The sequence below is a fragment of the Neorhizobium vignae genome (genome assembly GCF_000732195.1).
GTDB lineage: Bacteria > Pseudomonadota > Alphaproteobacteria > Rhizobiales > Rhizobiaceae > Neorhizobium > Neorhizobium vignae.
Genome location: NZ_JNNU01000023.1, coordinates 49082 through 74225, shown reverse-complemented (window position 1 = coordinate 74225; position 25144 = coordinate 49082). Strand labels below are relative to the sequence as shown.

Sequence of the window (25144 nt, the reverse complement as noted above, 5' to 3'; positions counted from 1 at the left end):
CATTACGGTGCCAGCCTCCGCTCTCCCAAAAAATCGTCCTGCAGCGCTTGACGTTTTGTTGATGGCAGCGCTACCATCACCATACGTTGTTCGTCAACCGTCTTGTGCCGTGGAGGCGGCACAAGGGTCGGTAGCCTTGGGGAGGAGTGGCATGGCAATTTCTCGGCGCATGTTCATTGGCCGTACGGCCGCAACCATTGCTGGTGCAAGCATTGCATCCAGCCTTGGTCCGAACGCTTTCGCACAGGGAGCAACAGATACGCTGCGGCTGGCTTTCGCCGCCCGCGGCGTACGCACCATCGATCCCGGCAAGTCCATCCAGGGCGCCGACGAATGGGCGATCATCCACATCTACGACAAGCTCGTCGAAGTGCCGCTCGGGCATTTCCCGAGCGGGGTCGGCGAAGTCCAGCCGAGCCTTGCGACCAGCTGGTCGATGTCGCCGGACGCGAAGACCTGGACGTTCCAGCTTCGCCAGGGCGTCAAATTCCACAAAGGCTACGGGGACTTCACCTCGGACGACGTGAAATACACGTTCGACCGCCTGCGCAACGACAAGGCGCTCGGCGGCAACCGCGTTCTCTTCGACAACATTGCCGACGTGAAGGTGGACGGTCCGGGCAAGGTGATCTTCAGCCTCAACCAGCCTGATCCGCTATTCATCATGGGGCCACTCAGCCACTACTCGTCCAGCATCATCTCGCGCAAGGCGCTGGAAGAAAAGGGCGCCGTTGCCTTCGAAAAGGATCCGATCGGTACCGGCCCCTACCAGCTCGCCAGCGTCGAAAGCGACCCGTCGCAGGGCGTCAAGCTCACTGCCAACAAGGACTATTTCGGCGGCGCGCCGGTCACGCCCAATATCCAGGTCCGCTATATTGCCGACACGACCGCGAGAACGCTGGCACTACTTTCGGGCGACGTCCACATGATTGAGGGCGTGCGCGCACCGGGCTGGGTGCCGTCGATCAAGCAGCGCAATGCCAACCTGCATTTCGACGTCGCTTCGCCGGGCAGCTTCTTCACCATCTCGTTCAACCTGATGGTAAAGCCCTTCGACAACATCAAGGTGCGGCAGGCGATCGCCTATCTCATTAACCGGGATGAACTCGCCAACGCCATGGCGCCCGTCAGCCTGCGCACCTACGGGCTCAACCCGCCCGCCTATCTCGGCGGCTTCACCAAGGACAGCATTCCGGCATCGGTGCGCTACGACTATGATCCGAAGAAGGCAAAGCAGTTGCTAACGGAAGCCGGGCATCCGAACGGATTCTCCTTCACGGCCTACACGTCGCAACGCGAAGACTATTCCTCGGTGATGCTGATCATCCAGGAACAGCTGCGCGCCGGCGGGATCGACATGAAGCTGGACATCAAGGACCACACCGCCTTCCATGCCGACCAAGCGAAAGGAACCAACACGGTGTTCCAGCGCTCGGCGGCCTATCCGCCGGTGCCGACGCAGGCGATCATCGAACAGCTCAGCGCCGGCGCGGAGGTCAGGTCGGACGCTTCCGGCGGTCCCAACTTCAGCCATTACGGCGTCGCTATTCCAGGCATCGACGATATGCTGAAGAAGGCGATGGAAGAGCCCAATCTCGAGAGACGAGTGAAGCTGGTGCAGGACATCGAGGTCAAGTTCCTGACCGACATGCCCCTGCTGCCGATCAGCGATAACGGCTACCTGATCGTCAGGGCCGCCAATGTCAACCTCGGTTACGAACTGAAGTCGGGCTACGCCCATTGGCGCCTGACCAAGGCCAAGATCGGCTGACGGGCTGCGCCTGTCATCGACGAAACAGATCAACCGGGGGGATGTCCAGGTTGATCGAGCATGCTCGCCCCCTGCATTCGTTCGCCGGAAACGGCCGGCCAGGATGTACCGGACACAGTGATAGTCCGTCGGAGCGGCGAATTCTATCCAGTCTAGAGGAAAGACATCATGCCTGTAGCGACTTCGGTCACCATCGTTCTTCCCGGAACGGACATCCCCGCGCCGGTTCGCTGGGCAGCGGCGGAATTGCAGACCGCGCTTGCCCGTCGGAATGTGGAGGCTAGCATTGCCGATGCTGCGCGGTCAGGTATCGTCATCCATGTCTCCGGCGCCGGCTTGCCGGGCGAGCGAGACCTTTCGGTGGACCTGCCGACGACGCCGGAGAGTTTTGCGCTCGTGCGGCAGGGCGACAGCATCACCGCCTGGGGATCGGATGCGCGCGGCCTCGTCTTTGCGCTCACCGAACTTGCCGATCGGGTACAGTTCGCCCAAAGCGACGATCTCTTCGAAGGAACCTTTCCGCTGGTTGAGCGCGCCACGGCAAGGGTCCGCAGCATGAGCCGGATGTTTTGCAGCGAGCAAGAGGACAAGGTCTGGTTCTACGACAGGCAGCAGTGGCGCGAATATCTGTCAATGCTGGCCGCCAACCGTTTCAACCGGTTCTCGCTGGCGCTCGGCTTCGGGTACAATTATCCCTATCACAATCCTTGGATCACCGACGTCTACTTCTATTTCCCCTATCCGTATCTGCTCGACCTTCCCGGCCATGATGTTAAGGTGGTGCAACTGCCGGACGACGAACGCGAGCAGAACCTCGAAATGCTCAGATTCATCGGCCGGGAAGCGTCCAAGCGTGGCCTTGAGTTCCAGCTTGCCCTTTGGACCCAGCGATATGATTTCGATGATGTGCCGCGGGCCAACTATACCGTCCGCGGCGTCACCAAGGACAATCTCGCACCCTATTGCCGCGAAGCGATTACAACACTTCTGAAGGAAGTGCCGGAGATCACCGGCCTTACCTTCCGGGTGCATGTGGAAGGCGGCATTGCCGAGGGGGAATACGGCTTCTGGGAAGACGCCTTTGCCGGCGTTGCAGCTGCCGGCCGACCCGTCGAAATCGACATGCACGGCAAGGGTCTCGACCACAAGATGATCGGCATCGCCCGTGACAGCGGCATGCCGATTGCCGCCTCGCCGAAATATCTTGCCGAGCATATGGGACCGCCCTACCACCAGTCGGCAATTCGCGAAAGAGAATATCCGCCGGAGATCGCCCGCAGCGAACGCGAACAGTTGAGCGAAGGATCACGAAAGTTCCTGCGCTATTCCTATGGCGACCTTTTGACCGCAGACAAGGACTACAAGGTCATCTACCGCATTTGGCCGGGCACGCAGCGCGTACTTCTGTGGGGAGATCCAGAATTTGCGGCGGGTTACGGCCGCAGCTCGATGTTTGCCGGTTCGGACGGCGTGGAATGGTGCGAGCCGCTAGGCTTCAAGGGCCGTATGGGCACCGGCATCCCGGGCGGGCGTTTCAACTATCAGAAGCAGGGTCACGCCACCCGTTACGACTGGCAGAAATACGACTACCAGTACCGGGTCTGGGGCCGGCTTCTCTACAATCCCGAAGCGCCGCGCGAAAGCTGGATGCGCTATCTCCAGCAGATCTGTGGTGACGCCGCCGAAGAATGCGAAAAGGGGATGTCTTGGGCAAGCCGTGTTCTGCCGCTGGTGACCCTCGCGCACGGCCCCTCCGCCTCGAACAACCATTACTGGCCGGAGGTCTACACCAACCTTGCGCTGATAGAAGGCTCGGGGCGACGCGCCTATGGGTTCGACATGGAAGGTCCGGTTCGTTTCGGCAATGCACCGACATTCGATCCGACGCTATTTGCCAATGCGCGTGAATATGCCGAGCTGCTGCTCACCGGACAGGCGTCTCATCGCTATACGCCCCTGGATGTCGCTGATTGGCTGGACGAGATGGCTCAAGGCTGCGAAAGCACGGTGCTGAAGGCGAATAGCAAGTCCAGTTTCGGCAGCGTTGCCGTGCAGAGAATGCTCGTCGATATCCAGATCTGCGCCGGGCTGGCGCGGTTCTTTGCAGAGCGTTTCCGGGCGGCATGTTGGGCTGAACTGTTCGTCGCCACCAAGGTCACACCGCTGATGGACCGCGTCATCGACCACGCAAGGCGCTCTCTGATGGCTTGGGAAAAGATCGCCAATATCTCGCGTGATCTTTATGTAGATGACCTTACTTATGGTCCGCAATCATGGCTTCGCGGCTCGTGGCATTCGAGGCTGCCGGAAATGCAGGGGGAGGTGGCCGATCTGGAGTCGCTTCGCGGTGGCGGTTTCTATGAAAGTGTCGAGGCGAGCCCGGCGGCAGCGGCGGCAATCGCCGCGTTGGGGGCACGTTTCCCGGTCCTCTCCCACCCCACTGGCGTGCAGGGCGCGCCGACCTTCAGGCCCGGTGCCGATTTCGAGGTCCGCTTCGACGGAAAGGCCGACAGCGAACCCACCCTGCATTACCGCCATATCAACCAGGCGGAACGGTGGAAGTCGCTTCCGATGAAAGCCCAGGCCGGAGGTTTTGCGGCCACGGTGTCGGGTGACTACACGCAATCGCGATATCATCTGCAGTATTTCGTCAGCTTCCGGCAGGGCGGGCGCTCGTGTCTGTCGCCGGGATTGCAGCCGAACCTCGCCAACGAACCTTATATTACTGCTCTGCAGGAATGAGGCTGGCGGCTGGCGGTCGGTTGTACAAATATAGCGTGTTTTGGATTGCGTGGAGGCAATGCGGGGCACGCGACCTGGGAGGAGGAACTAGACCATGGCGCGATATCTGCTGTTGAGACTGGCCGACGCCATTCCCACGGTTCTTCTGGTGCTCACCCTTGTTTTCATCGCCATGCGCATCCTGCCGGGCGACCCGGCTATTGCTGCGCTTGGAGACATGGCTACACCCGAACAGCTTGAAATCTTCCGGGAAAGGATGGGCCTTAATGCCCCGCTCTGGCTGCAATACATCAACTTCGTCTGGGGCATGCTGACGCTGGATTTCGGCACGTCGCTGATGAACAACCAGTCGGTACTGCGGCTGATCGCCTATAACTTGCCCTACACGATCGAGCTGACCATCGTCGCGATGATTATGGGCGTCGGCGTCGGCATACCGCTCGGCGTGCTGGCGGCGACCCATCGCAACAAGGCGGCGGACAATGCCGTTCGCGGCTTCTCGCTGCTCGGCTACGCGGTGCCGGATTTCTATCTCGGCGCCCTGCTGCTCATTACTTTTTCGCTGAACATGGGGCTTTTCCCCATCAATGGCGGCGGTGAAGGCTTCCTCGACCGCATGCACCATGTCTTCCTGCCGGCCTTGACACTTGCGCTCGTCAAGGCGGCCTTCATTGGGCGTCTGACGCGCACCTCGCTGCTGGAAGTCTTCGGCAAGGACTATATCCGCACCGCCCGCGCCAAGGGTGCGCGTGAACCGCGCGTCATCTACCGGCACGGCCTGCGCAATGCGCTCCTGCCGCTCACCACCGGCATCGGCCTCAGCACGCTGGCGACACTTTCCGGCTCGGTGGCGATCGAACTGGTCTTCAACCGGCCGGGCATCGGCAAGCTGCTGATCAGCGCAATTTCCGAGCGCGACTATGCGGTCATCCAGGGAGGTGTCGTCATCTTCTCCCTCTTCGTTGTCCTGATCAACCTTTTGATGGACCTCGTCTATATCGTGGTAGATCCCAGAATCCGGGTGCAGTAATGGCAGTCACGACAGAACATTCCCAGCTGCCCTCCCCCTCGCTCGCGCCCGAGCCGAAAGCGCTCAGCCGCCTCGCCTATTCGCTGTTTTCGCGCACCTCAACGATCTTCGCCTTCGCAGTCGTGGTGATCTTCGTGGCGGTCGCGGTCTTCGCGCCGCTCATCGCGCCCTATGATCCGCTGGCGCAGAGCATCTTGAGGATCAACAAGCTGCCATCCACCGCCAACTGGCTCGGCACCGACCAGTTCGGCCGCGACGTCCTGTCGAGAATGATCTACGGCTCGCGCAATTCGCTGATCTTCGGCCTGATCTCCCCGGTGCTGGCAGCGATCTGCGGCACGGTGCTCGGCGTGGTGGCGGGATATTTCGGCGGCATCGTGGACCGCGTCATCTCGCGCGTCATCGACCTGCTCCTCGCCTTCCCCGAGCTCCTGCTTGCGATCATGATCGCGGCGGTGCTGGGCGGCGGTTTCTGGAACGTAATCGCAGTGATCACCGTCGCATTCGTGCCCGGCTTCGCCCGCGTCGCACGCGCCTCGACGCTGGCGGTCAAGCAGGAGCCCTATATCGAGGCTGCCGTCGCGATCGGCGTCAGCACACCGGTGATTATCTTCCGGCACGTCATTCCCAATATCGCCGCGCCGATCGTCGTGCTGATGACGCTCTGGGTGGCGTCCGCCATCCGGCTCGAAGCGTCGTTGAGCTTCCTCGGTATCGGCACGCAGCCGCCAAACCCGAGTTGGGGCAATATCATCCGCGACGGCCTCAACAATCTCTTCGGTTCGCCCTGGCCCATCATCGGGGCGGGCTTTGCCATCACCTGCGTCGTCCTCTCGTTCAACCTTCTGGGCGACGTGGTGCGCGACGTGCTCGATCCGGAGATTTCCGAATGACGGTACCGTTGTTGAAAGTCGACAATCTGGCGGTCGAATTTGGGCCAAAATCCCATCCGATCCGGGTCGTCGACGGCGTGAGCTTCGAGATCCCCCCGGGCGGGGCGGTAGGTATCGTCGGCGAGTCCGGCTCCGGCAAGTCGATCACTTCTCTTTCCATCCTGCGGCTCATCTCCGAGCCGCCAGGGCGGATCGTGCAGGGGCGTATCGAATTCAACGGGGTCAACCTGCTTGATCTGCCGCGCTCGAAAATGCCCGACATCCGCGGCCGCGACATCGCCATGATCTTCCAGGAGCCGATGAGCTCGCTCAACCCGGTGATGAAGATCGGCGACCAGATCGGCGAGGCGATCATGCTGCACGAGGACATGTCCGGGGAAGTACGCCGCAGACGGGTCATCGAGATGCTGGGGCTCGTCGGCATTCCGGACCCGGCCGGGCGTCTTGACTCCTATCCGCACCAGTTTTCCGGCGGCATGCGGCAGCGGGTGATGATCGCCATGGCGCTCGCCTGCAATCCCAAACTGCTGATCGCCGACGAACCGACGACCGCGCTCGACGTGACGATCCAGGCGCAGGTGCTCGACCTGATACACAAGCTGCGCCGCACGTTGAACACCGCCGTGCTCTTGATTTCCCACGATCTCGGCGTCATCGCCGATGTCTGCGAAAGGGTCGTCGTCATGTATGCCGGGCGCGTGGTTGAGGAAGCGGATGTCCGCTCGATCTTCCGCGCGCCGCAGCATCCCTATACGCGCGGGCTGTTGCAATCGATCCCGCGGCTCGACGACGACCGCGACCGGCTCTACCAGATCCCCGGCTCCGTGCCGCTGGCGGGCTCGGTCAAGAAGGGCTGTCCCTTCTACGAGCGCTGTTCGCTGCGCATCGACAAATGCGCGGAGGAGATGCCGCCGATGTTCTCCTTCGGAACCGATCAGCGAGCCGCCTGCTGGGTGACGGCCAGACAAGCAGATGCGCAAGCGAAGGAGGCCACACTGTCATGACCGACCCCATCATACGCGTCGAAGATATCGGCAAGACATTCGGTTCCGGCATGCGGTTCAGCCTTGCGAAACAGGCTGACGAGGTGCGCGCCGTCGACGGCTGTTCCTTTTCCATCAATCGCGGCGAAACGCTGGCGCTGGTCGGCGAGTCCGGCTGCGGCAAGTCCACGCTCGGCCGGCTTCTGTTGCGGCTGATCGATCCGACCGCTGGCCGCGTCTATTTCGAAAAGACCGAACTCACCAACCTGCCCGCCGGCCGGATGCGCGATATGCGCCGCCACCTGCAGATGATCTTCCAGGATCCCTACGGATCGCTCAGCCCCCGCCGCTCGATCGCCCAGATCATCGCCGAGCCGCTCGACGTCTTCGGCCTCGTCCGGTCTGGACGGCAGCGACGCGAACGAGTCGCCGACCTGATGACCCAGGTCGGTCTGTCGCCGACCTTCATGGACCGGCATCCGCGCCAGTTTTCCGGCGGCCAGCGTCAGCGAATCGGCATCGCCCGAGCCATCGCCGTCGACCCAAGTTTCATTGTGGCGGACGAGCCGGTGTCGGCGCTCGACGTCTCTGTGCAGGCGCAGATCATCAATCTGATGCAGGACCTGCAGCGGCAGAAAGGTTTCTCCTTCCTATTCATCGCCCACGACCTCGCCGTCGTGCGCCACATCGCCGATCGCGTCGCGGTCATGTATCTCGGCCGGATCGTCGAGATCGGGCCGAAGAAGCAGATCTACAGAATGCCGCAGCATCCCTATACGCAGGCGCTGATGTCGGCGGCTCCGGAGCCCGATCCCGAACGCAAGGGCAAGCGCATCATTCTGGAAGGCGACGTGCCCAGCCCCAAGCGCGTGCCGCCGGGTTGCAGCTTCCATACCCGGTGCCCGATCCGGCAGGAGATCTGCAGCATCGAGCGGCCGCCGCTGCGCGAAGTCGCAGCAGGCCAACTGGCGGCCTGTCATTTCGCAAAACCGTTTCCCATCCCGCTCGCCAAGGCACGTCCAGCGATCCCAGCCTGACGAGACATCGTAGCAAACCTCAGACGGCGGCTGATTGCCACCGACCTAGTTGTTGTGACAGCGAGTGAGATCGGAAGATGACGGATCGTCGCGATTTTGCCGAGCCGACAGAAAGCCCCCGGATGAGGATTACTCTTCCGGGGACAATGGATTTGGATCCCGATCGGCGTCGTCAGGCAGTCTTGGTGGCGCGATGGAAACGCCAGCGGGCATAGCCGCTCTTGACCGGGTAACCGAGGTTAACGCGCTTGTTGCGAGCCACGGTGAACGAAAGGCTCGAGAGCGCGATCAGCGGCAGATCACGCAGCACCTGCAGCTCGATCTTCTTGCAGAGCTCGAGATATGTCTTGTAGTCGGTGGCCTGGAGAGCCTGGTTCAGCAAATCATCGATACCGGGCATCACCACGCCGTAATGGCTATAGGCGCCGCCCCCCTTCCCATCCGGCTTGGCCTCCGATTTCGACGAAAGCTGCTGGAAATAGAGCTGGGTCGGGATGGGCGGGTAACTGGAGGAGTGCATCGCCAGAGTATTCTTGTCGCTGCGATTATCGGCGTGATAGGCGGTATGATCGCCGATCTTCAGGTTCATGCGCATGCCGACGGTGCGGAGCTGCTCCTGCACGATGAGCATGGTCGAGGAATAGTCCTCGCGCTGGCTGCAGTTGCTATCGAAATCGAAGCCGTTGGGGAAGCCCGCTTCGGCCAGCAGCGCCTTCGCTTTTGCCGGATCCGGCTTGTACTGCAGTTCCGGCGGCAGGTCCTCCGTCTTGAAGCCGGCCGGGAAAAAGTCCGGCTGCAGACCGGCCATGAACCCGCCCATTGGCTTCAGCGCGTCGGCGACCGCATGTCGGTCGATCGCATACATCAACGCCTGGCGGACCTTCAGGTTGTCGAATGGCTTACGCTTCAAGTTGATGTGCAGCGTATTGAAGGAACCCGGTTGGGTCATGTCGAACTGCAGCGTCGGGTCACGCTGCAGCATGGAATCGACCCAGCCCGGCGCCCGAACCGCCTCGATCATGTCGACATTGCCGGAAAGCAACGCCAGCGTCCGGGCTGTAGTATCGGCAATGAAAACACATTCGACGCCGGCGATCTTCGCCTTGGTACCCCAATAGCCCTCATGGCGCTTCATTGCTTCGCCCCACTCGCTGTCGAAACGGGTAAGTTCGTAGGGACCGGTTCCCACCGCATCGGTCATGAACTTTTCAGCGCCGATCTTGTCGAAGGCCTTTTTCGAAACAATTGATGTGTTGTTGGAGAAGATGGTCGTGCCAAGCAGGTTCACGTCCGGCGTCTTCAGGATGACGTCGACCTCGTACGGACCCTTGGCAACCACATCCGCGACGTTCGACATGATGGTCTTGTTGGTGCCATCGGCGATGGCGCGCTTGTAGGAGAAGACGACGTCTTCCGACGTCATCTCTCCGTAACCCTTGTGGAACTGCACGCCCTGACGCAGCTTGAAGCTCCAGGTCTTGGCGTCCGGCGACGATTTCCATTCGGTCGCGAGCGTTGGCACGTATTTGTCGGGCGTCGTGGCGAAATCGCCGTCTTCCGGCCGGACGAGCTGTTCGTATACCTGCTCCGTTGCCCAGTTGTCAGACCCCTGTGTCGTGAAGTTGGGGTCGCTGGTGCGAGGGCCGCCGGCAGCAATGCCGATACGAATGACATCGGCATTCTGCGCATGGGCCGCAGGAATGCTCACGGCGCTCAGTGCCGTGGCGGCTGCCGCCAGTTCAAGAAATTCTCTTCTGTTCAAGCTCATTATCTCCTCCCAAAGACAAGCTTCGCTTTTCAGCCTCGCCGTTTGTCCAATTCGGCGTCGTTAATCACCAGACCGAGACCCGGGCCGCTCGGAACTTCGAATTTTCCATTTGATGGTTTTGGCGGGTTGACAAAGGCAGCATGCATGCGGGTCGACGGATCGGCGAATTCCGCCGGCTTCGTCAGGTGCATAATGGTCGCCAGCAGATGCAGGTTGGCGGCGTGTGCGATGGTCGGTTGCGTTTGATGCGGCACGAGTTCGACGCCGTGCGCGTAGCAGACCGCTGCGCATTGCATGAGGCCGGTAATGCCGCCCATCTTGATGATGTCCGGCTGTACCATTCGGACACCCGCATTGATTATGTCGATCAGCGCCTGCGTGGTGTAGGTCTGCTCCGCAGCCGACACGGTGATGTCGAGACGTTGCGCGACCTCTCCCATGGCACGGACGTTATAATGCTGAACCGGCTCCTCGAACCAGATATAGCCAAGCTCCTCCAGAGCCCGACCCACCCGGATCGCTCCACCGACCGAATATTGATTGTTGGCGTCGAAGGCGAGCGGGAAATCGTCGCCCACCAGTTTGCGCACCGCCTTGGCCTTGGCGATGTCGCCTGGAATGTCACAGTCCTGCCGGCTGCGATCGCCGTCCCAACGGATCTTGATGGCCGCGGGCGTTTCGGATTTCCAGCGTGCCTCGACCGCCTTAACAGTCTCGTCGACGGTGCGACCGGCATTGCCGCCGATCGAGGCATAGAACGGCACTTCCGTGCGCCAGCCGCCGCCAAGCAGCTTGAAGATCGGCTGGTTGAAATATTTGCCCTTGATATCCCAGAGCGCGATATCCAGGGCTGCCAGCGCACCGGTCACCGCCCCCTCCGGGCCGAGCTTCACATATCTATGCAGCAGTCTGTCGTAAAGGACCGCGTGGTCCAAAGCATCGACCCCGATAAGCGAAGATGCAAAATCGCGGACCACGCCGAGCGAATGCTCGCCACCCATCATCGGTGACGCCTCTCCGTGCCCGACGATGCCATCGGTGGTCGTCACGCGGACGATGGCGCTGCGGCGGCCCGGCGGCTCGTTCGGCCCCCAGCTCACCTGAAAAGCCTCGATGGATTTGATCGTCGTCGCCACTGCGTACCTCATTGAAAACGAAATTACCCGGCCAAGCGGTTCAAGATCTTCGGCAGGACTCACTTCGGCACATGCAGGCCGTTAGTCCGATGCTGACATGCGTTCGTTGAAGTCTCTCGTGCGGCCCTCCCCGACCGCATCGATCACGTGACCGACCTGGCGCCCGTCACCTTCCTCCATCGCTGCAGCATTGCGCAATTTGCATCCGTATGCAAGCATTGCTTTTGGCGAATGCGGCTGCAACCGTCATGAGCGGGGCATGTCATAAGCGTAGATCTGGGTGCGCACAAAACGGGCGACGAGAAGCCCATCCGCCAGTAGGAATTCCTCGGTTTCCAAATAATGTTTGCCCTTGCGCTGATAGACCTGAGCGACCCGCCCGACCGTCGCGAGACGCTGGCCGGGCCTGACCTGCGCAAAGTGCTGGGTCTCGATATCTGTCAGAACCACCGGCGAGGGAAACCGAAAACTGTTATGAGCGTCTCCCATGGCGAGCCGCATTATGCAGCCGGAATGGACGATGTCCTCACTCTCGTAGAAAGCCTCGCTCTCCCCGAAGGACCGCAGGGAGGCTTCGAAATCACTCTGCGTCAGCACGCGGTTGGCCGTGGTCAGCGGCGTGTCCGGGTGGAGGCTGCCGACGCTCACCACCGGAGGAGCCTCTGGTCTCGGAATGAGCGTGAATGCGGAAATATCGGGCACGACCGGGGCGGCATCGGGCAGACCGACCCAGCCGCTGGCGACTTCCGCGCCGTCCTCGTTGATCACCGAAACCTCAGCACGACGCATGGCCGCGCCACCCTCGAGCATTCCGACACGGAAAAGAATACGATCCCCGTTATAGACCGGTCGTAGAAAGCGGGCACCCATGCCGCCTCGGATCGTCCACGCCTCTCCCCAGGCCTGTAGCGCGACGCGGCTTATGTGACCGTAAACGAAGGCCCCCGGAATGAGCGCTGCCTTGTAACCCCGCGCGCGGGCGACGCTATCATCGTGGATCGTGCCGATGTAACGCGGGTCATCGTCCAGCCGGATATCGACGTTCAGATCTCTGGGGAAAGCCGGGAGCATATCTGCTTGATCCATTTATCAACCATCCGGAAAAGGGACTGTCGCCATGACATCGTCGGCCGAAACGCGAGCGATCTCTAAGGCAGGCAGAGCGAGGATATTTTCGAGTATGTACCGGTTATCGCCCCCGAACTGCGGAGCCGGGCGACGCTGGCTGCCTGGCGTCCGGCTCAGGTGGATCGGCAGGCCCGGATGACGATGCCGCCCGGCATCGGGATGATCGAGTTCCGTGAAGAAACCCCGGTGGACAAGGTAGGCGCTGGACGCGACATCGGCAGCATTGGCAACCGGGGCGGCGGCCACTCCGGCATATTGCAGGAGCCGTGCGACCGCGTGCTTGTCCCGCGTGGCCGTCCATTCGGACAATATCGCCGTCAGTTCCGCTTCATTGCGCTTGCGTGCGGCAAGATCCGAGAACCGTGAGTCGGTAGCAAGCTGCGAACGCCCGATCACGGCGCATAGTGCTTGCCATTGCGCTTCGTTTTCGGCGGCGATGACCACCCATTGGTCTTCGCCCCTCGCCGGGAAAGCGTCATGCGGCGACATATTCGGGACGCGGTTGCCATCCGGGACAGGATCGACACCGGTCTCGGCTGCCAGCAGGAGTTCAGCGCCGATGAACTGCATGGCCGCCTCGACCTGGGGTATTTCGACATACTGACCCTGGCCAGTCCGGTCCCGATAATGAAGTGCCGTCAGGATTGCTGCGGCGGCATTGAAGCCACCAATCGGGTCGAGATAGGAAGGCCCGCTGTTCTCCGGCTGGCCGCCCGGATAGGCCATCATCGCGGACATGCCCGTTGCCATTTCCATAGTCGGTCCGAGCGCGGCATATCCCGACATCGGCCCGCTGCCGCCGAAGGCGGGGAGTTCAGCGACGATGATATCCGGCTTGATCGCCGCCAGGCTCTCGTAATCGAGCCCGAGTTTCGCGAGCGTGCCGGGCCGGAAATTGCAGATCAGTACGTCGGCGACGGCGACGAGCCTGCGCAGCGTGCTCTGCCCTTCCTCGGTCTTCAGATTGAGGATGCAGGAGAGCTTGTTGACATTCTGCGAGTTGAACAGAAAGGACCGGTCGAACGGCCGTAGGCCGGGTTCGCCATCCGGAAAGTTGATCGGATTCGGCCTCTCCTTGTTGAGCCGCCAGGAATTCACTCGGTTCGGCGATTCCACATGGATCGACTGCGCGCCGAAATAGGCAAGGACCCGACCCGCCATCGGGCCTGCCCAGGCGGTGGTGATCTCGATCACCCTCAGGCCATCCATCGGCGGCGCTTCCGGAGGCCTCGACGACTGCTGCGGTCGCCGGTTCTTAGCCTCCCATACGGCCGGATCGAACTTCAGTTCTCCGAGTTCCGGCGCGCCTGATCTGACCAGGCGCGGCGTCGCGCTCAGGCGAAAGGGTGGACCAAGGATAAGCCCGCCCTCAACCTTTTCCCAATAGTGTCGACCGCTCAGGTGGCGGTTATGGATCTGCTCGGACGGGCGATAAGCCTTCGCAGCAATAATCTGGGCTTTCTGCAGTCGATCGACCAGTTCCTCGGCAGACCAGTCCTTTACCTTGTCCTGAATGATCTCGTAGAGGGTCTCCCAGTTCACCCTTCGCACCTGCGGCTCTGAAAATCGCGGATCGGCTTCCAGAGAAAGCAGATCGAGCGCAGTGCAGACCGCGCGCCAGCGGTGATTGTAGATCCAGATGCATACCCAGCCATCGCCGCACTTCACTTGCCCCGCCGGAATGGTCTGGTCCTTCCTCGTGTGGATCGAGCCATTGTAGATGTGGCGCATGACATAAGGGAAGCACATGGCCGCCGCGGTTTCCGCCGCATCGACCGTCACGACCTGACCGAGACCGCTGGAATGGCGCTCGTGCAACGCCGCCATGATTCCGATATACGCCGCCTGCCCCGCGGCAAAGGACGCGCGCTCGCCAACGCCATAGAGCGGCTCCCGCCCGTAGGCGCCATTGTTGTTCATCATGCCGGAGAGAGCCTGAAGGACAATCTCCGGCCCGCGCCACTCTTTCAGTGGCCCGTCGCCACCAAAGGCGGTTACGCAGGCCGCAATGCAGGCCCGATTGAGATGTGCAATATTCTCGGCATCGAAATCCTCCGGCAGGATGGCGATGTCCGCCGCCGAAAGCATGGCATTCAGCATCTCCTGCCCACCAGTATCTGTCTGGTCCAGGATGATGGAACGCTTGCCGGTGTTCAGATGCCAGAACCGCAGCGACAGGCCTGGCTCGGCAACGGAAAACGGCGGCATTTGCCGGATGGGTGAACCCTCCGGAGGCTCGACCAGGGTTACGTCAGCGCCGAAATCCGCGAGCAGGCGCGCGCAATACTGCCCGGCAAGGGTATTCGATAAATCGACGACCCGCAGGCCGTCCAGAGCTTTGGACATCCGCGCCTCCACCATCCGATTGTCTCGTCGGGTCTCCTCCCCGCCGACGTCAAACCTAGCTTGCCTTGCATACGGATGCAAGATTGGCAGTATTTTCAGTTTCGCGTATTGATAGACGGCTGTTTCAGGCATAGTGAGAAGCGCGCACCGGTTGCAGGATGCCAAGAGGAGCCGGCATTGAGCAGGAATGAAACTGCCAGCGAAAAAACCAGACGCAAGCCGATGACTGCGCGGGAGCTCGCGCGCATGCTTGGTGTCAGCCAGTCGGCAGTCTCCCGCGCCTTTACACCGGGCGCGAGCATCGCGCCCGAGTTGCGGGAAAAGATCGTCCGTTTTGCCGAAGATGTGGACTACCACCCAAATGCGATTGCCAGCATGCTGTCGAAGAGCCGCACGAATATCGTCGGCATCGTCATCTCGGACATGCAGAACCCTTTTTATCCGGCATTGATCGAACAGCTTTCGCGTGCCCTGCAACGCATCGGGCTCCAGAGCCTGATGTTCAACATCACTAAGGGCACAAACCTCGAGGAGCAGCTTTCGGCGCTGAGGCGCTACAATGTCGATGCAGTCATCATCATCTCCGCGACGATCCTGTCCGGCCCGACGCTTCGCTGGGCGACGGAGGGCAGGGCCGCAATCCTGATCAACCGCGTGGCGGAAGATACGGAACTGAGTTGCGTGATCTGCGACAATGCCGAGGGCGCGAGAGCGATCGCCGACCATTTCCACGCCATCGGCCGCCGTCGCGTCGCCTATGTCGCAGGCCTTTCGCATACGACCACAAATCGCGAGCGCCAGAACGCCTTCATCACCCGCGTCGCCGAGCACGGCATGACACTTTCCGCCCTCATAGATGGCAATGAATACAGCTACTATGCGGGGAGGACCGCTGCGTTCGACATTCTTGCGCGCGGAGAAACTGACGCGATCTTTTTTGCCAACGACATTCTTGCGGCAGGGGGTCTCGATGCGCTTAAGGAAAGAGGGGTAAGCGTGCCTGAGGATATCGCTGTCGCCGGATTCGACGACATCAGCATGGCAGCCTGGCCGCATTACGATCTGACGACGTTCCGTCAGCCGATCGACATGATCGTCGATGTTGCGGTAGCCATGATCGAGAACGGTTCATGTGCTCCGGGCCAACGTCCGACCATCCGTCGTATTTCCGGCGAGCTTGTCAAGAGAGGCTCAACGGCCATCGTGGACCCCTAGCCGGTCAAGCTAGACTCAGGACCTGTTAATCGCGCTGCGGAGCACCATCGCCTCGAACTCCGACAACGCCGCTACCCCTTCGCTTGTCGGCGCCGCCGAAGCCCGGATCGTCTCGGCAAAGCGCGGCCGGGTGCGGTGCTGCCAGCCACCGGCAACCCACACCAGCTCGCAGGGCCGGGACTAAATTCCTCACGCGGATCGTCAATGAGCAGGTCGATGCCGCAATCCTTACCAACCACCCGCGCCAGCGTCTCACGGCCAACGGGTTCGGCCGAAGCAAAGATCACCGCCTCGACGCGCAGGATCCATTCCGCCAGCGCAGTTCCGGCGGCAAGTCTTCCAGCTCCCGATCGTAGAGCATGTCCTGCCGCTCCTTTGGAGCCCGTCAACGGGGTTTGGCTGCGGAGGGTCCGGCCATGGTCACAACCCGAAAATCCGGAAGGAGGAACGGTTTGACAATTCGCGCACCGCGTCGAAACTTTCGGGTGGTTCGAACAGCCGGTTCGCCGCCCAGCGCGACAGTTTTGAGCCGGGCGCGGACGCCGGCACGGCATCCCCCCTCAGCAATCCGCAGATCACCGGCTCGGCGCCTTTGGTTCGCACTTCGGCGCAACGGCCAGCAACCACGCTGCGCGGCGATCGGTCTCGACGGCAGACCGCAGCGCTGCCTCAACGCCGTCAACTAATGCCAGGCAGATCGCTTTTGGATAAACCGGGGCTGACCCGGCCGAACGCGACCGCGGCCACCGATGGTGCGGAAGGCGGAGCCAAGACGCTCGGGCAGCAACAACGGTAGGAATTTTGGCCATCTCAGCGCGCGCGCTAGGACGACATCGGCCACACCGAGCGCCATCACCTCGGTGTCCGGGCGAACGGCAAAGACCGTTGTTCGGAGGGTCCGCCACGATGAAGGGAGCTGCTCGCAAAGACTGAACGGCAGGATCAACCAGATCCGGGATTGAGGCAAGATCATCGTCCCACCGAAGGGCAAAAAGCTCCGCAATCTCTTTGACAAACGACGTGTTGATCGGCACGGGTCGGCGCGTCATAATTCTGGTGGCCAGAAAACAGCTTTCCGGCCGGGCCCGGATCGTCAGCAGAGGCAGTCAACAAAACGGCGTCGCGGACGGCGCTTTTTTCTTCCGCACGACCGATCATCTTTGCGGCGACCGAGCTGATTTCAGGGCTAGGCGATCGCGCCAGCAGCCGAGCCATAGTGGGTCGGCTCAGATTAGATCGTCGAGAGATTTCAGTGCGATACCAGCGGCTAAGGCGGCGTCGGTCTCATTAATGTCGCGACCACGGGTCGGCGCCCACCCCGGCAGGCGGGGCGACCAGTCGGGGGCCGTTGAAGCGGTGGGCGCGAGCGAATTCATGGGCCGGCGGACAAATCAGGTGGGCGGTTTATGACAGTAATATTGGCATAAACCGCACGCCATGTCGTCTCGAGGAGATACGACTCAAACATTGGTTGAAAACCATAGAATGGTAGATTTTGGAGGTTGCCGTGTCGCCGAACATTAACCCAGCAACGGTAGCGCTGGTCGATGAGCTCGCTCGCCGCCAGGGCATCCGCAAAACGGCGGCGATCCATCAGGCTCCAACCGAGCGCCTTCACCGTCTAGGGCATGCCGACATCTCGAAGGATCGCACGCTCGATGAACTCCGCGCTATCAGAAAGGGAATAACACGCCTTCCGGAACCGGAAAAACGCAGCGACGAAGAGATCGTCGGTTTCGATGAACACGGCATTCCGAACTGATGGTCATCGATACATCGGCCATTGTTGCAATCCGGGCGCGACGAGCCGCAGGCGGAACGTCTGGAGAAAGCCTCGTCGCCAACCCTATCCGGTTGCTCCCAGTGACCTGCGTACTCGAAACCCGTATGGTCATGGTCAGTCGGCGCGGCGAACATGCCCTGGCCGAGATCGATCTTTGGCTTTCCAAGATTGGAGCTAAGATCATCCCTGTCGATGTAGAGCTGGTCGATCTGGCGACCCAAGCCTGGCTGACCTATGGGAAGGGCCGACATCCGGCCGGACTTAATTTTGCGGACTGCTTTTCTTACGCACTGGCGAAACGTGCCGATGATGCCCTGCTATTTATCGGCGAAGATTTTAGACAGACGGACATCGAGACGGCTTGATGATAACCGAAGGAACGCTCGTCGAAGGCGTCACGGACATCGCCCCTCCCTTGCCTCACCACCGGCGGCCGTGGCGGGCAATCTACAGGATCTCACCGATCGAGCCCGCGGCTATGTAGAGGCGGTCAGTTCCAAACACAAAAAAGGCCTATGCTTCAGACTGGACGTGGTGTGCGAGATTGGACTCATGGGAGTGCTTCATCTCCGGCCAGAATGTTTCCTCACGTAGTTTCATCAAGTACTCGTCAAGCGGCTAGGGGCCCGAGCTCAAAGGCCAAGAGTGAGCTGAATTTCTTCGCGCGATCCGACGGCGGCGGCCGGCGGGCCAAAATGCCTGCTTCGCAATTGTGTCGGCCTTGATTTGCCGGGAGGGGCAGGCTCCAACACGAATGGAAGACGGTGATATCAGCGACCGCGTCCAACCGCGCAGTTGGCGCAGGCCAAAGACCGCCACACCCTCCCAAGAAAGCTCCAATGATGCGTCGGAGATCACTTACTCACTGCTATATTACAGGTTAGGTTCTGCTAACCTCACACCCACCGGAGGAATTCCGAACTGAGCTTTGAACGCTCGGCTGAAGGCTGCTTCCGATTCGTAACCGACCTTTCTCGCCACATCGCTCACACGCGCATTGGCCTGCCGCATGAACCCATGCGCAAGCGTGAGCCGCCACCGATTGTGGTAGGACAAAGGTGCTTCCTTGACCAGGGCCGAGAACCTTTCGGCGAAACTGGACCTCGACATTCCAACCGCATTCGCGAGATCGGCCACACTCCATTTACGGAACGGTTCGTCATGAATGGCCTTGAGCGCGCGGCTGATGCGAGGATCCGCTAACGCCCCCAGCCATCCGGTATCGCTCGCGTTCCTGGTCTGCGCCCAAGTTCGAATGACGCGGATGATCAGCACGTCGATCAGGCGGGAGATCATGACGGAGGAGCCCGGAAGTACCGTCTGGGCTTCCATCATCATGAAATGCGCCAGTCCCTCGAGCCATCCTCCGGTCTGGCCGCCCGATTTTTCAATATGGATCACGGCCGGCAGCGCCGAGACGACCCAGGGCACGGATGCGCTCTCGAAATGAAAGACCCCGCCGATGGTCTTGGTGTGCTCGCCATTGCCCCCATGGCGCAGTCGCAACTGCTCGGTCGTGAATTGCTCTTGCATCAGGTCGCCGGCATTCGCCGCAATCGCATCACTGCCATCACCCAGGATATGCCCGACGCCGCGCGGCAGCATGACCAGGTCACCGGCAATCGCCCGCACTGGTGCTTCCCCGGCCACCCGAACGATCAGGCTGCCATCCAGAACCACGAAGAAATAGGCCGATCCGGGCTCGAAGCGCAGGGCCCAGGGATGGTTCAGCTCCGCGGAGAACACGAGCTCTCCGCGCAGTCTTACCAAATCGAGCATCTGGGACAGCAGATCGACCCGAGACGCCAGCATGGGGCCGATTCCGGACGATAGGGCATGTCTTGTGGGGTTCCAATCATGGTCATCCATTGCGCCGAGCCGTAGGTTATGGGGGTATTCAGGTACGAATTACGAAACGAAACAAGGCGTTACAGAGAACACCGGGTTCCGTTGGATCAAACAAGTACCGCATGAAGCATTGCAGATTGTCTACCCCGAAATCAACCCGGCCATGCGCCGCAAGTGGAGCCTCCCAATGAAAACCCTTCTTATGTCCGCCCTCATGCTTTCCACCACCATCCTGGGCGCCGCCCCGGCCTTCGCCCAGACCGCTCTGCCCGCACAGACCATCAAGAACATCGTGCTGGTGCATGGCGCCTTCGTCGATGAGACCAGCTGGAGCGGCGTTGCCGCCATCCTCGCCGCCAAGGGCTACAAGGTCACGGCCGTCAAGAACCCGCTGACCTCGCTTGCCGACGATGTGGCCGCAACCAACGCTGTCCTCGATGCGCAGGATGGTCCGGCCGTGCTGGTCGGTCACTCCTGGGGTGGCGTGGTCATCGGGGAAGCCGGCAACAATTCGAAAGTGGCGTCGCTGGTTTATGTTTCGGCCTTCGCGCCGGACAAGGGCGAGACGATTTCTGCGCTGGCAGCGAGTGGCCCGGCCACACCCGGCGTCAAGGCGATCCGGCCCGACGCCAAGGGATATCTCACCATCGACCCCGCCGTCTTCCCAAGCGCCGTCGCCGGCGATCTGCCCAAGGAAATCGGCGCGCACCTGGCGGCACACCAGATGCCGATCAACCACACGGCCTTCGACGCTGCGGCCGAAGTCGCCGCCTGGCACGACAAGCCGAGCTGGTACGTGTTGAGCTCGAAGGATCTGGTTCTCGACCCCCATGCCCAGGCTTTCTTTGCCGAGCGGATCAAGGCCAAGGTGACGACGGTTGACGGCAGCCACGCTTCGCTGGCGTCCCATGCCGCAGAGGTTGCGGCCGTCATTGAGGCTGCAACGGGGGCCAAGTAATCGCGTGCTTCGACGACGCCACCGACGCTTCTGATAACGTCGTCATGTGAATATCGTGTAACCCTGAGCTTCTGAAAAAGGCGATGGGGTACACGACGTTTCGATCCACCACTCATTTATGCAGGGACCACTTGATATCACCGGTTGACGCCGACTTTTCGGGCCGGCGTTCCATGCCGGACGGCTCGATGAAGCAGGACCGTCTTCAACAATACTCATTTCTAGTTCTCCTTAGGCCAATATTGGCCGATGGGAAAACGCGTGAGCTCGGGGATTGACCTGCTTTCCCATCGGCAATGCCCTCGCACTACGCCGCCGCGATCCGTTGAACAAAATCCAGAAAAGCCCGTACCTTTGCAGGCGGCATGTGGCGTGACGGATGATAGGCGTAAAGCGGAAACCGCTCGCCGGACCATTCCGTCAGGATCGTCGTGAGCGCCCCGCTCTCAAGCCACTCGTCGAGACCGATGGCAACGCTCTGGAATATGCCTTGCCCCGCGAGACAGGCCGCAACGGCAGCGGAGGGATCGTCCATGACCAACCGCCCTGCTACCTTGATCTCGATGGCACCGTTATCGCCCTGGAATTCCCAGGTGAACGGTCGCCCGGTCTGCGGGTCGCGAAAGAGGATGCAATCGTGGTGCATCAGGTCGTGGGGCGTGGCTGGAACTCCGTGACGGTCGAGATAGCCTGGGGCGGCGCAGGTCAGCACCGGTACGTCCAGCAGCTTGCGCGTGATCAGCGACGATTCGTCCGGCGGACCAAACCGCACGGCGACATCCGCGCCGCTCATCATTTCTTCGCGATAGTTGCTGGTGGTCAGATCGAGTGTCAGAGCGGGATAGCGCGCCAGAAATTCACCGATCCTTGGCGCCAACACCATGCGCGCGAACCAGGGATCGATCGAAACCCTGAGCCGCCCGCCGACGAATGCCGCCGAACCGGCGGCTTCGGAGGCCGCCTCCTCCAGCCCGGCCAGCAACGGCATTATTCTTGCGTGGAAACGGGCGCCCTCTTCCGTCAGCGTAACCTCACGCGGATTGCGGTCGAACAATCTGACGCCGACGCGTTGTTCGAGCCGCGCTACCGCACGACTGACCCCCGATGGCGTGAGGCCGAGAACATCCGCGGCCCGCACGAAATTGCCCGCTTCCATCACCGCCCCGAAAACGCCGACCCCGGTCAGCAGCCGCGTGTCGAAACTCATGCCCTCTCTCCGTCGCAAGGTCGGTCTTGGCCGACCGTCTCGTCATGATGATTTGAAGTCATCTTATCTTTGATTTTAATGCGCGTGAATCATCTTTCTGCGTCCCGTAGATACTTCCTCAGCGCCCGGCGGCATGTCGGGACCGCGCAAATCTCCGGCCTCGCAGAGAAGGAATTCATCCATGAATGCGATCTCACGCAGAAGCCTGTTGGCGCGCGGCGGCCTCTTGCTGGCAGCCGGTACAGCCGCTGCGAATACGCCGGTTCATGCGCTGGCAGCCAAACCGCAAGCGCGGTCCGGAAATTTCAAACCGATCGATATGGCGATGGAGCAGGCCGTTCGCGACGGGACCGTGGCAGGAGTCGTCGCCACAGCCGCAGGACCGGACGGCGTGATCTACGAAGGGACCTTCGGAAAGGCCAATACAGTTACCGGAGCGACGATGCGCGCCGATACGTTGTTCTGGCTGTTGTCCATGACGAAGGCCTTCACCGCCACGGCCTGCATGCAACTCATCGAGCAGGGCAGGATCGATCCCGAGGACGATGCGGCGAAATATCTGCCGGAACTCGCCAATCCGATGGTGTTGGAGGGTTTCGACGGCGACGGCCAGCCACGCCTGCGGCCGGCCAAGCGTGCCATCAAGGTGCGTCACCTGCTCACCCACACCTCCGGCTATACCTATTCGATCTGGAGCGATGCGCTGACGCGCTACGAGCAGATCACAGGAATGCCGGACATAGCTACCTGCAAAAACGGTGCTTTCCTGGCACCGCTCGAATTCGATCCCGGCGATCGCTGGCAATACGGCATCAGCATGGACTGGGTCGGAAAGCTGGTGGAAGCGGTCAGCGACCAGTCGCTGGAGGTCTATTTCCGCGAGAACATCTTCGCCCCGCTCGGCATGACCGATTCAGGCTTCCTGATCGGCAGCAAGCAGAAGGCCAGGGTCGCCACCTTCCACAACAGGAGCGCGGACGGCGGACTGACACCCGCACCCTTCGAAATGCCACAACGGCCCGAATTCTTCATGGGTGGCGGCGGCGCCTTCAGCACGCCACGCGACTACATGGCCTTCCTGCAGATGCTGCTGAACGGCGGCTCCCACAAGGGCGGGCGCGTGCTGAAGCCGGAAACGGTCGCGTCGATGATGCGAAACCAGATCGGCGATCTCGACGTGCACGCCATGACGACGGCCCAGTCCGGTTATTCGCGCAGCTTCGACCAGTTTCCCGGCGAGCCCCACAAGTGGGGATATTCGTTCGACATCAACACGCTGCCCGGTCCGAACGGTCGGTCGGCGGGCAGCATTTCATGGGCTGGCCTGCTCAACTGCTATTTCTGGCTCGACCCGGTCAGGAAGGTGATCGGTGCCATCTTCACCCAGCTTCTGCCCTTCTACGACGAAAAGGTCGTGAAGCTCTACGGCACATTCGAGCGCCGTCTCTACGACGGCCTCGCCTGATCGATTCCCGACCTCAACACCAGGAGACATATCATGTATGCGATTACAGGAATTACCGGCAAGGTCGGCGGCGCGCTGGCGAAAACCCTGATCGAAGCCGGAGAACCGGTCCGTGCGGTGCTGCGCGATCCCGCCAAGGCGGAAATCTGGCGCAAGCGGGGTTGCGAGATCGCCTTTGCCGACATGGGCGACGCAACGCGGCTTGCCGCCGCGTTCAAGGGCGCCAAGGGCGTCTTCATCCTGCCGCCGTCGGAATTTGATCCGGCGCCCGGCTATCCGGAAGCAGCGAAGCTGAATGAGGTGCTGACGACCGCTCTCCTTGCCGCCCGTCCCGAAAGGGTCGTCTGCCTCTCCACCATCGGCGCCGATGCGGACGTGGACAATCTGTTGAGCCAACGGACGATGCTGGAAGAAGCCCTCGGCGAGCTCGATCTTCCCGTCACCTTCCTGCGGCCCGGCTGGTTCATGGAAAATGCGGCCTGGGACATCGCCTCGGCCCGCGACGAAGGCGTGCTGCACAGCTTCCTCCAGCCTGCCGACAAGACCTTCGCCATGGTCGCGACGCAGGATATCGGCCGGCTTGCCGCAGATCTGATCCGCGAGCGATGGATCGGCAAGCGGGTGGTGGAACTGGAAGGCCCGGCTCGGGTCTCACCCAACGATCTCGCCAATGCCTTCGCGTCGGTGCTCGGGCATCCGGTTCGGGTGGAGATCGTTCCGCGGGCAAGCTGGGAGGACCTGTTCCGTGCCCAGGGTACGCGTCACCCGCAGCCGCGCATGCGTATGCTCGACGGTTTCAGAAGGCTGGATCGACTTCAAGGCCAATAGCGGAAACCGTGTCAGGGGCACGACCTCACTTGCGCAGGTGATCGAAGCGCTGGTCCGGCAGGCGGCGGCGAGCGAGACCGCCTGAGCCCGCCGGGAGGACGGGCGGTGGACGGCTTCTGCCTCTGCCGCCGCGTCCCTCGCAACTCGAAAGGAACGATCATGGAAACGATTGAGACTCACGGTGTCGCTATCCCCCGGTTAGGACTGGGGACTTTCCGGATGCCGGGCGATTCCGCCCGACCGATGGTCGAAAGCGGGCTTGCCCTCGGCTTCCGCCACATCGATACCGCCGCCATGTACGACAATGAGGCCGCCATCGGCGCGGCGCTCGCGGCCTCCGGCATAAACCGCGCTGACCTCTTCGTCACCACCAAGGTCTGGCACGACAAGCTCTCCCCCGATGCCCTGCGCCGGTCCTTCGACACGAGCCTCGACAAGCTTCGCCTCGACCATATCGATCTCTTTCTCGTGCATTGGCCATCGGCGGACATGAACGTGGCTGCGACGCTGGACGCAATCACAAAACTGAAGGAGGAAGGGTTGGCGCGCGCCATCGGCCTCTGCAACTTCAACCTGCCCATGATCCGGCACGCGGTCGAGGAAATCGGCGCCCCCATCGCCGTTCATCAAGTGGAATACCATCCGTTCCTGTCGCAGACGCCGATGCTGGATTACCTTCGCCGCAAGGGTATTGCGATGACCGCCTATGCGCCGCTTGCGCAAGGCCGGGCCGCAAAGGATTCCGTTCTCGCCAGGATCGGTGAGAAGTACAGCGCCACCGCCGCCCAGATCGCCATAGCCTGGCTTCTGGATCAGGAAAACGTCATCGCCATTCCCAAAGCCGCTCGCCCCTCCAGCCAGCGAGCCAATCTCGATGCGCTCAACATTTACCTCGACGAGGAGGACCGCGCGGCGATCGCGGCTCTGCCGAAGAACCTACGCTACGTTGACCCACCTTTTGCTCCAGACTGGGACGCTGCAACGATCTGAAATACAGGTTCTCCAA

At 61.4% G+C, this 25144-nt stretch carries 21 protein-coding genes and 2 pseudogenes; 13 read left to right on the top strand and 10 right to left on the bottom strand.

Going from position 1 to position 25144, the window contains the following annotated elements:
- Positions 1-151 precede the first annotated feature (151 nt).
- The 6 genes from GQ59_RS26035 to GQ59_RS26010 all read left to right on the top strand — a co-directional run bounded on the left by GQ59_RS26035 (position 152) and on the right by GQ59_RS26010 (position 8456).
- The gene (locus tag GQ59_RS26035) at positions 152-1771 is read left to right on the top strand and encodes an ABC transporter substrate-binding protein (protein ID WP_037086905.1); all 1620 of its coding nucleotides are present in this window, start codon (positions 152-154) and stop codon (positions 1769-1771) included.
- Positions 1772-1939: 168 nt separating this feature from the next.
- The gene (locus GQ59_RS26030) at positions 1940-4513 is read left to right on the top strand and encodes a hypothetical protein (RefSeq protein ID WP_051904218.1); all 2574 of its coding nucleotides are present in this window, start codon (positions 1940-1942) and stop codon (positions 4511-4513) included.
- Positions 4514-4607: 94 nt separating this feature from the next.
- Positions 4608-5543, top strand: coding sequence for an ABC transporter permease (locus GQ59_RS26025; RefSeq protein ID WP_037086903.1), 936 nt, complete (start codon positions 4608-4610; stop codon positions 5541-5543).
- Positions 5543-6436, top strand: coding sequence for an ABC transporter permease (locus GQ59_RS26020; protein WP_051904217.1), 894 nt, complete (start codon positions 5543-5545; stop codon positions 6434-6436). The genes GQ59_RS26025 and GQ59_RS26020 overlap by 1 nt, the downstream gene beginning before the upstream one ends.
- Positions 6433-7440 carry an ABC transporter ATP-binding protein gene (locus GQ59_RS26015; RefSeq protein ID WP_037086900.1) on the top strand — a complete coding sequence of 336 codons (1008 nt, stop codon included), beginning with the start codon at positions 6433-6435 and terminating at the stop codon, positions 7438-7440. Before GQ59_RS26020 ends, GQ59_RS26015 begins: the two co-directional genes overlap by 4 nt.
- Positions 7437-8456: an ABC transporter ATP-binding protein gene (locus GQ59_RS26010; RefSeq protein WP_037086898.1), complete on the top strand. Its 1020-nt coding sequence runs from the start codon at positions 7437-7439 to the stop codon at positions 8454-8456. The genes GQ59_RS26015 and GQ59_RS26010 overlap by 4 nt, the downstream gene beginning before the upstream one ends.
- A 172-nt stretch (positions 8457-8628) precedes the next feature.
- Here the strand turns inward: GQ59_RS26010 and GQ59_RS26005 are convergent, their stop codons facing one another.
- The 4 genes from GQ59_RS26005 to GQ59_RS25990 form a co-directional block, all read right to left on the bottom strand.
- Entirely contained in the window at positions 8629-10218 is a 1590-nt protein-coding gene (locus GQ59_RS26005) for an ABC transporter substrate-binding protein (RefSeq protein WP_162183322.1), read from the bottom strand.
- A gap of 35 nt (positions 10219-10253) precedes the next feature.
- Positions 10254-11360 (bottom strand): mandelate racemase/muconate lactonizing enzyme family protein, encoded by a 1107-nt coding sequence (locus GQ59_RS26000; RefSeq protein ID WP_037086892.1) that lies wholly within the window; start codon positions 11358-11360, stop codon positions 10254-10256.
- A gap of 246 nt (positions 11361-11606) precedes the next feature.
- On the bottom strand, positions 11607-12446 hold the full coding sequence (locus GQ59_RS25995) for a MaoC family dehydratase (RefSeq protein WP_037086891.1): 840 nt from the start codon (positions 12444-12446) through the stop codon (positions 11607-11609).
- Positions 12447-12449: 3 nt separating this feature from the next.
- Positions 12450-14834 (bottom strand): CaiB/BaiF CoA transferase family protein, encoded by a 2385-nt coding sequence (locus GQ59_RS25990; RefSeq protein WP_162183321.1) that lies wholly within the window; start codon positions 14832-14834, stop codon positions 12450-12452.
- A gap of 177 nt (positions 14835-15011) precedes the next feature.
- Here GQ59_RS25990 and GQ59_RS25985 point away from each other — a divergent pair, with 177 nt between their 5' ends.
- Complete coding sequence (locus tag GQ59_RS25985) at positions 15012-16049, top strand: LacI family DNA-binding transcriptional regulator (RefSeq protein WP_162183320.1); 1038 nt, start codon at positions 15012-15014, stop codon at positions 16047-16049.
- A gap of 39 nt (positions 16050-16088) precedes the next feature.
- Here GQ59_RS25985 and GQ59_RS33185 read toward each other — a convergent pair.
- The 4 genes and pseudogenes from GQ59_RS33185 to GQ59_RS33470 form a co-directional block, all read right to left on the bottom strand.
- A pseudogene (locus GQ59_RS33185) lies at positions 16089-16410 on the bottom strand (SMC-Scp complex subunit ScpB); the annotation flags it as partial.
- Between the two features lie 321 nt (positions 16411-16731).
- Complete coding sequence (locus GQ59_RS33480) at positions 16732-16902, bottom strand: DUF1403 family protein (RefSeq protein ID WP_341872404.1); 171 nt, start codon at positions 16900-16902, stop codon at positions 16732-16734.
- Between the two features lie 116 nt (positions 16903-17018).
- Positions 17019-17207 (bottom strand): DUF1403 family protein, encoded by a 189-nt coding sequence (locus GQ59_RS33475; RefSeq protein ID WP_341872403.1) that lies wholly within the window; start codon positions 17205-17207, stop codon positions 17019-17021.
- Positions 17208-17275: 68 nt separating this feature from the next.
- A complete protein-coding gene (locus GQ59_RS33470; RefSeq protein WP_341872402.1) occupies positions 17276-17425 on the bottom strand; it encodes a DUF1403 family protein in 150 nt (49 codons plus the stop codon).
- A gap of 119 nt (positions 17426-17544) precedes the next feature.
- On the opposite strand from GQ59_RS33470, the gene GQ59_RS25980 reads away from it, so the two are divergent.
- Together GQ59_RS25980 and GQ59_RS25975 are read left to right on the top strand one after the other, a co-directional pair.
- Complete coding sequence (locus tag GQ59_RS25980) at positions 17545-17811, top strand: type II toxin-antitoxin system VapB family antitoxin (RefSeq protein ID WP_244448070.1); 267 nt, start codon at positions 17545-17547, stop codon at positions 17809-17811.
- Positions 17811-18197 (top strand): type II toxin-antitoxin system VapC family toxin, encoded by a 387-nt coding sequence (locus GQ59_RS25975; RefSeq protein ID WP_037086878.1) that lies wholly within the window; start codon positions 17811-17813, stop codon positions 18195-18197. The genes GQ59_RS25980 and GQ59_RS25975 overlap by 1 nt, the downstream gene beginning before the upstream one ends.
- 508 nt (positions 18198-18705) lie before the next feature.
- On the opposite strand, the gene GQ59_RS25970 is transcribed toward GQ59_RS25975, so the two are convergent.
- Positions 18706-19644, bottom strand: coding sequence for an AraC family transcriptional regulator (locus GQ59_RS25970; RefSeq protein ID WP_244448069.1), 939 nt, complete (start codon positions 19642-19644; stop codon positions 18706-18708).
- Between the two features lie 223 nt (positions 19645-19867).
- Between GQ59_RS25970 and GQ59_RS25965 the strand changes: the two genes are divergently transcribed.
- Positions 19868-20638, top strand: coding sequence for an alpha/beta fold hydrolase (locus tag GQ59_RS25965; RefSeq protein WP_037086872.1), 771 nt, complete (start codon positions 19868-19870; stop codon positions 20636-20638).
- A 307-nt stretch (positions 20639-20945) separates the two neighbouring features.
- Here GQ59_RS25965 and GQ59_RS25960 read toward each other — a convergent pair whose 3' ends face one another.
- Positions 20946-21845 (bottom strand): LysR family transcriptional regulator, encoded by a 900-nt coding sequence (locus tag GQ59_RS25960; RefSeq protein WP_037086869.1) that lies wholly within the window; start codon positions 21843-21845, stop codon positions 20946-20948.
- A 181-nt stretch (positions 21846-22026) separates the two neighbouring features.
- On the opposite strand from GQ59_RS25960, the gene GQ59_RS25955 reads away from it, so the two are divergent.
- The 3 genes and pseudogenes from GQ59_RS25955 (at position 22027) to GQ59_RS25945 (ending at position 25128) form a co-directional block, all read left to right on the top strand.
- Positions 22027-23310, top strand: a complete 1284-nt coding sequence (locus GQ59_RS25955) for a serine hydrolase domain-containing protein (protein ID WP_037086868.1) — start codon at positions 22027-22029, stop codon at positions 23308-23310.
- Between the two features lie 33 nt (positions 23311-23343).
- Positions 23344-24223, top strand: a pseudogene (locus GQ59_RS25950) (NmrA family NAD(P)-binding protein).
- Between the two features lie 74 nt (positions 24224-24297).
- Positions 24298-25128 carry an aldo/keto reductase gene (locus tag GQ59_RS25945; protein WP_037086866.1) on the top strand — a complete coding sequence of 277 codons (831 nt, stop codon included), beginning with the start codon at positions 24298-24300 and terminating at the stop codon, positions 25126-25128.
- Positions 25129-25144 lie beyond the last annotated feature (16 nt).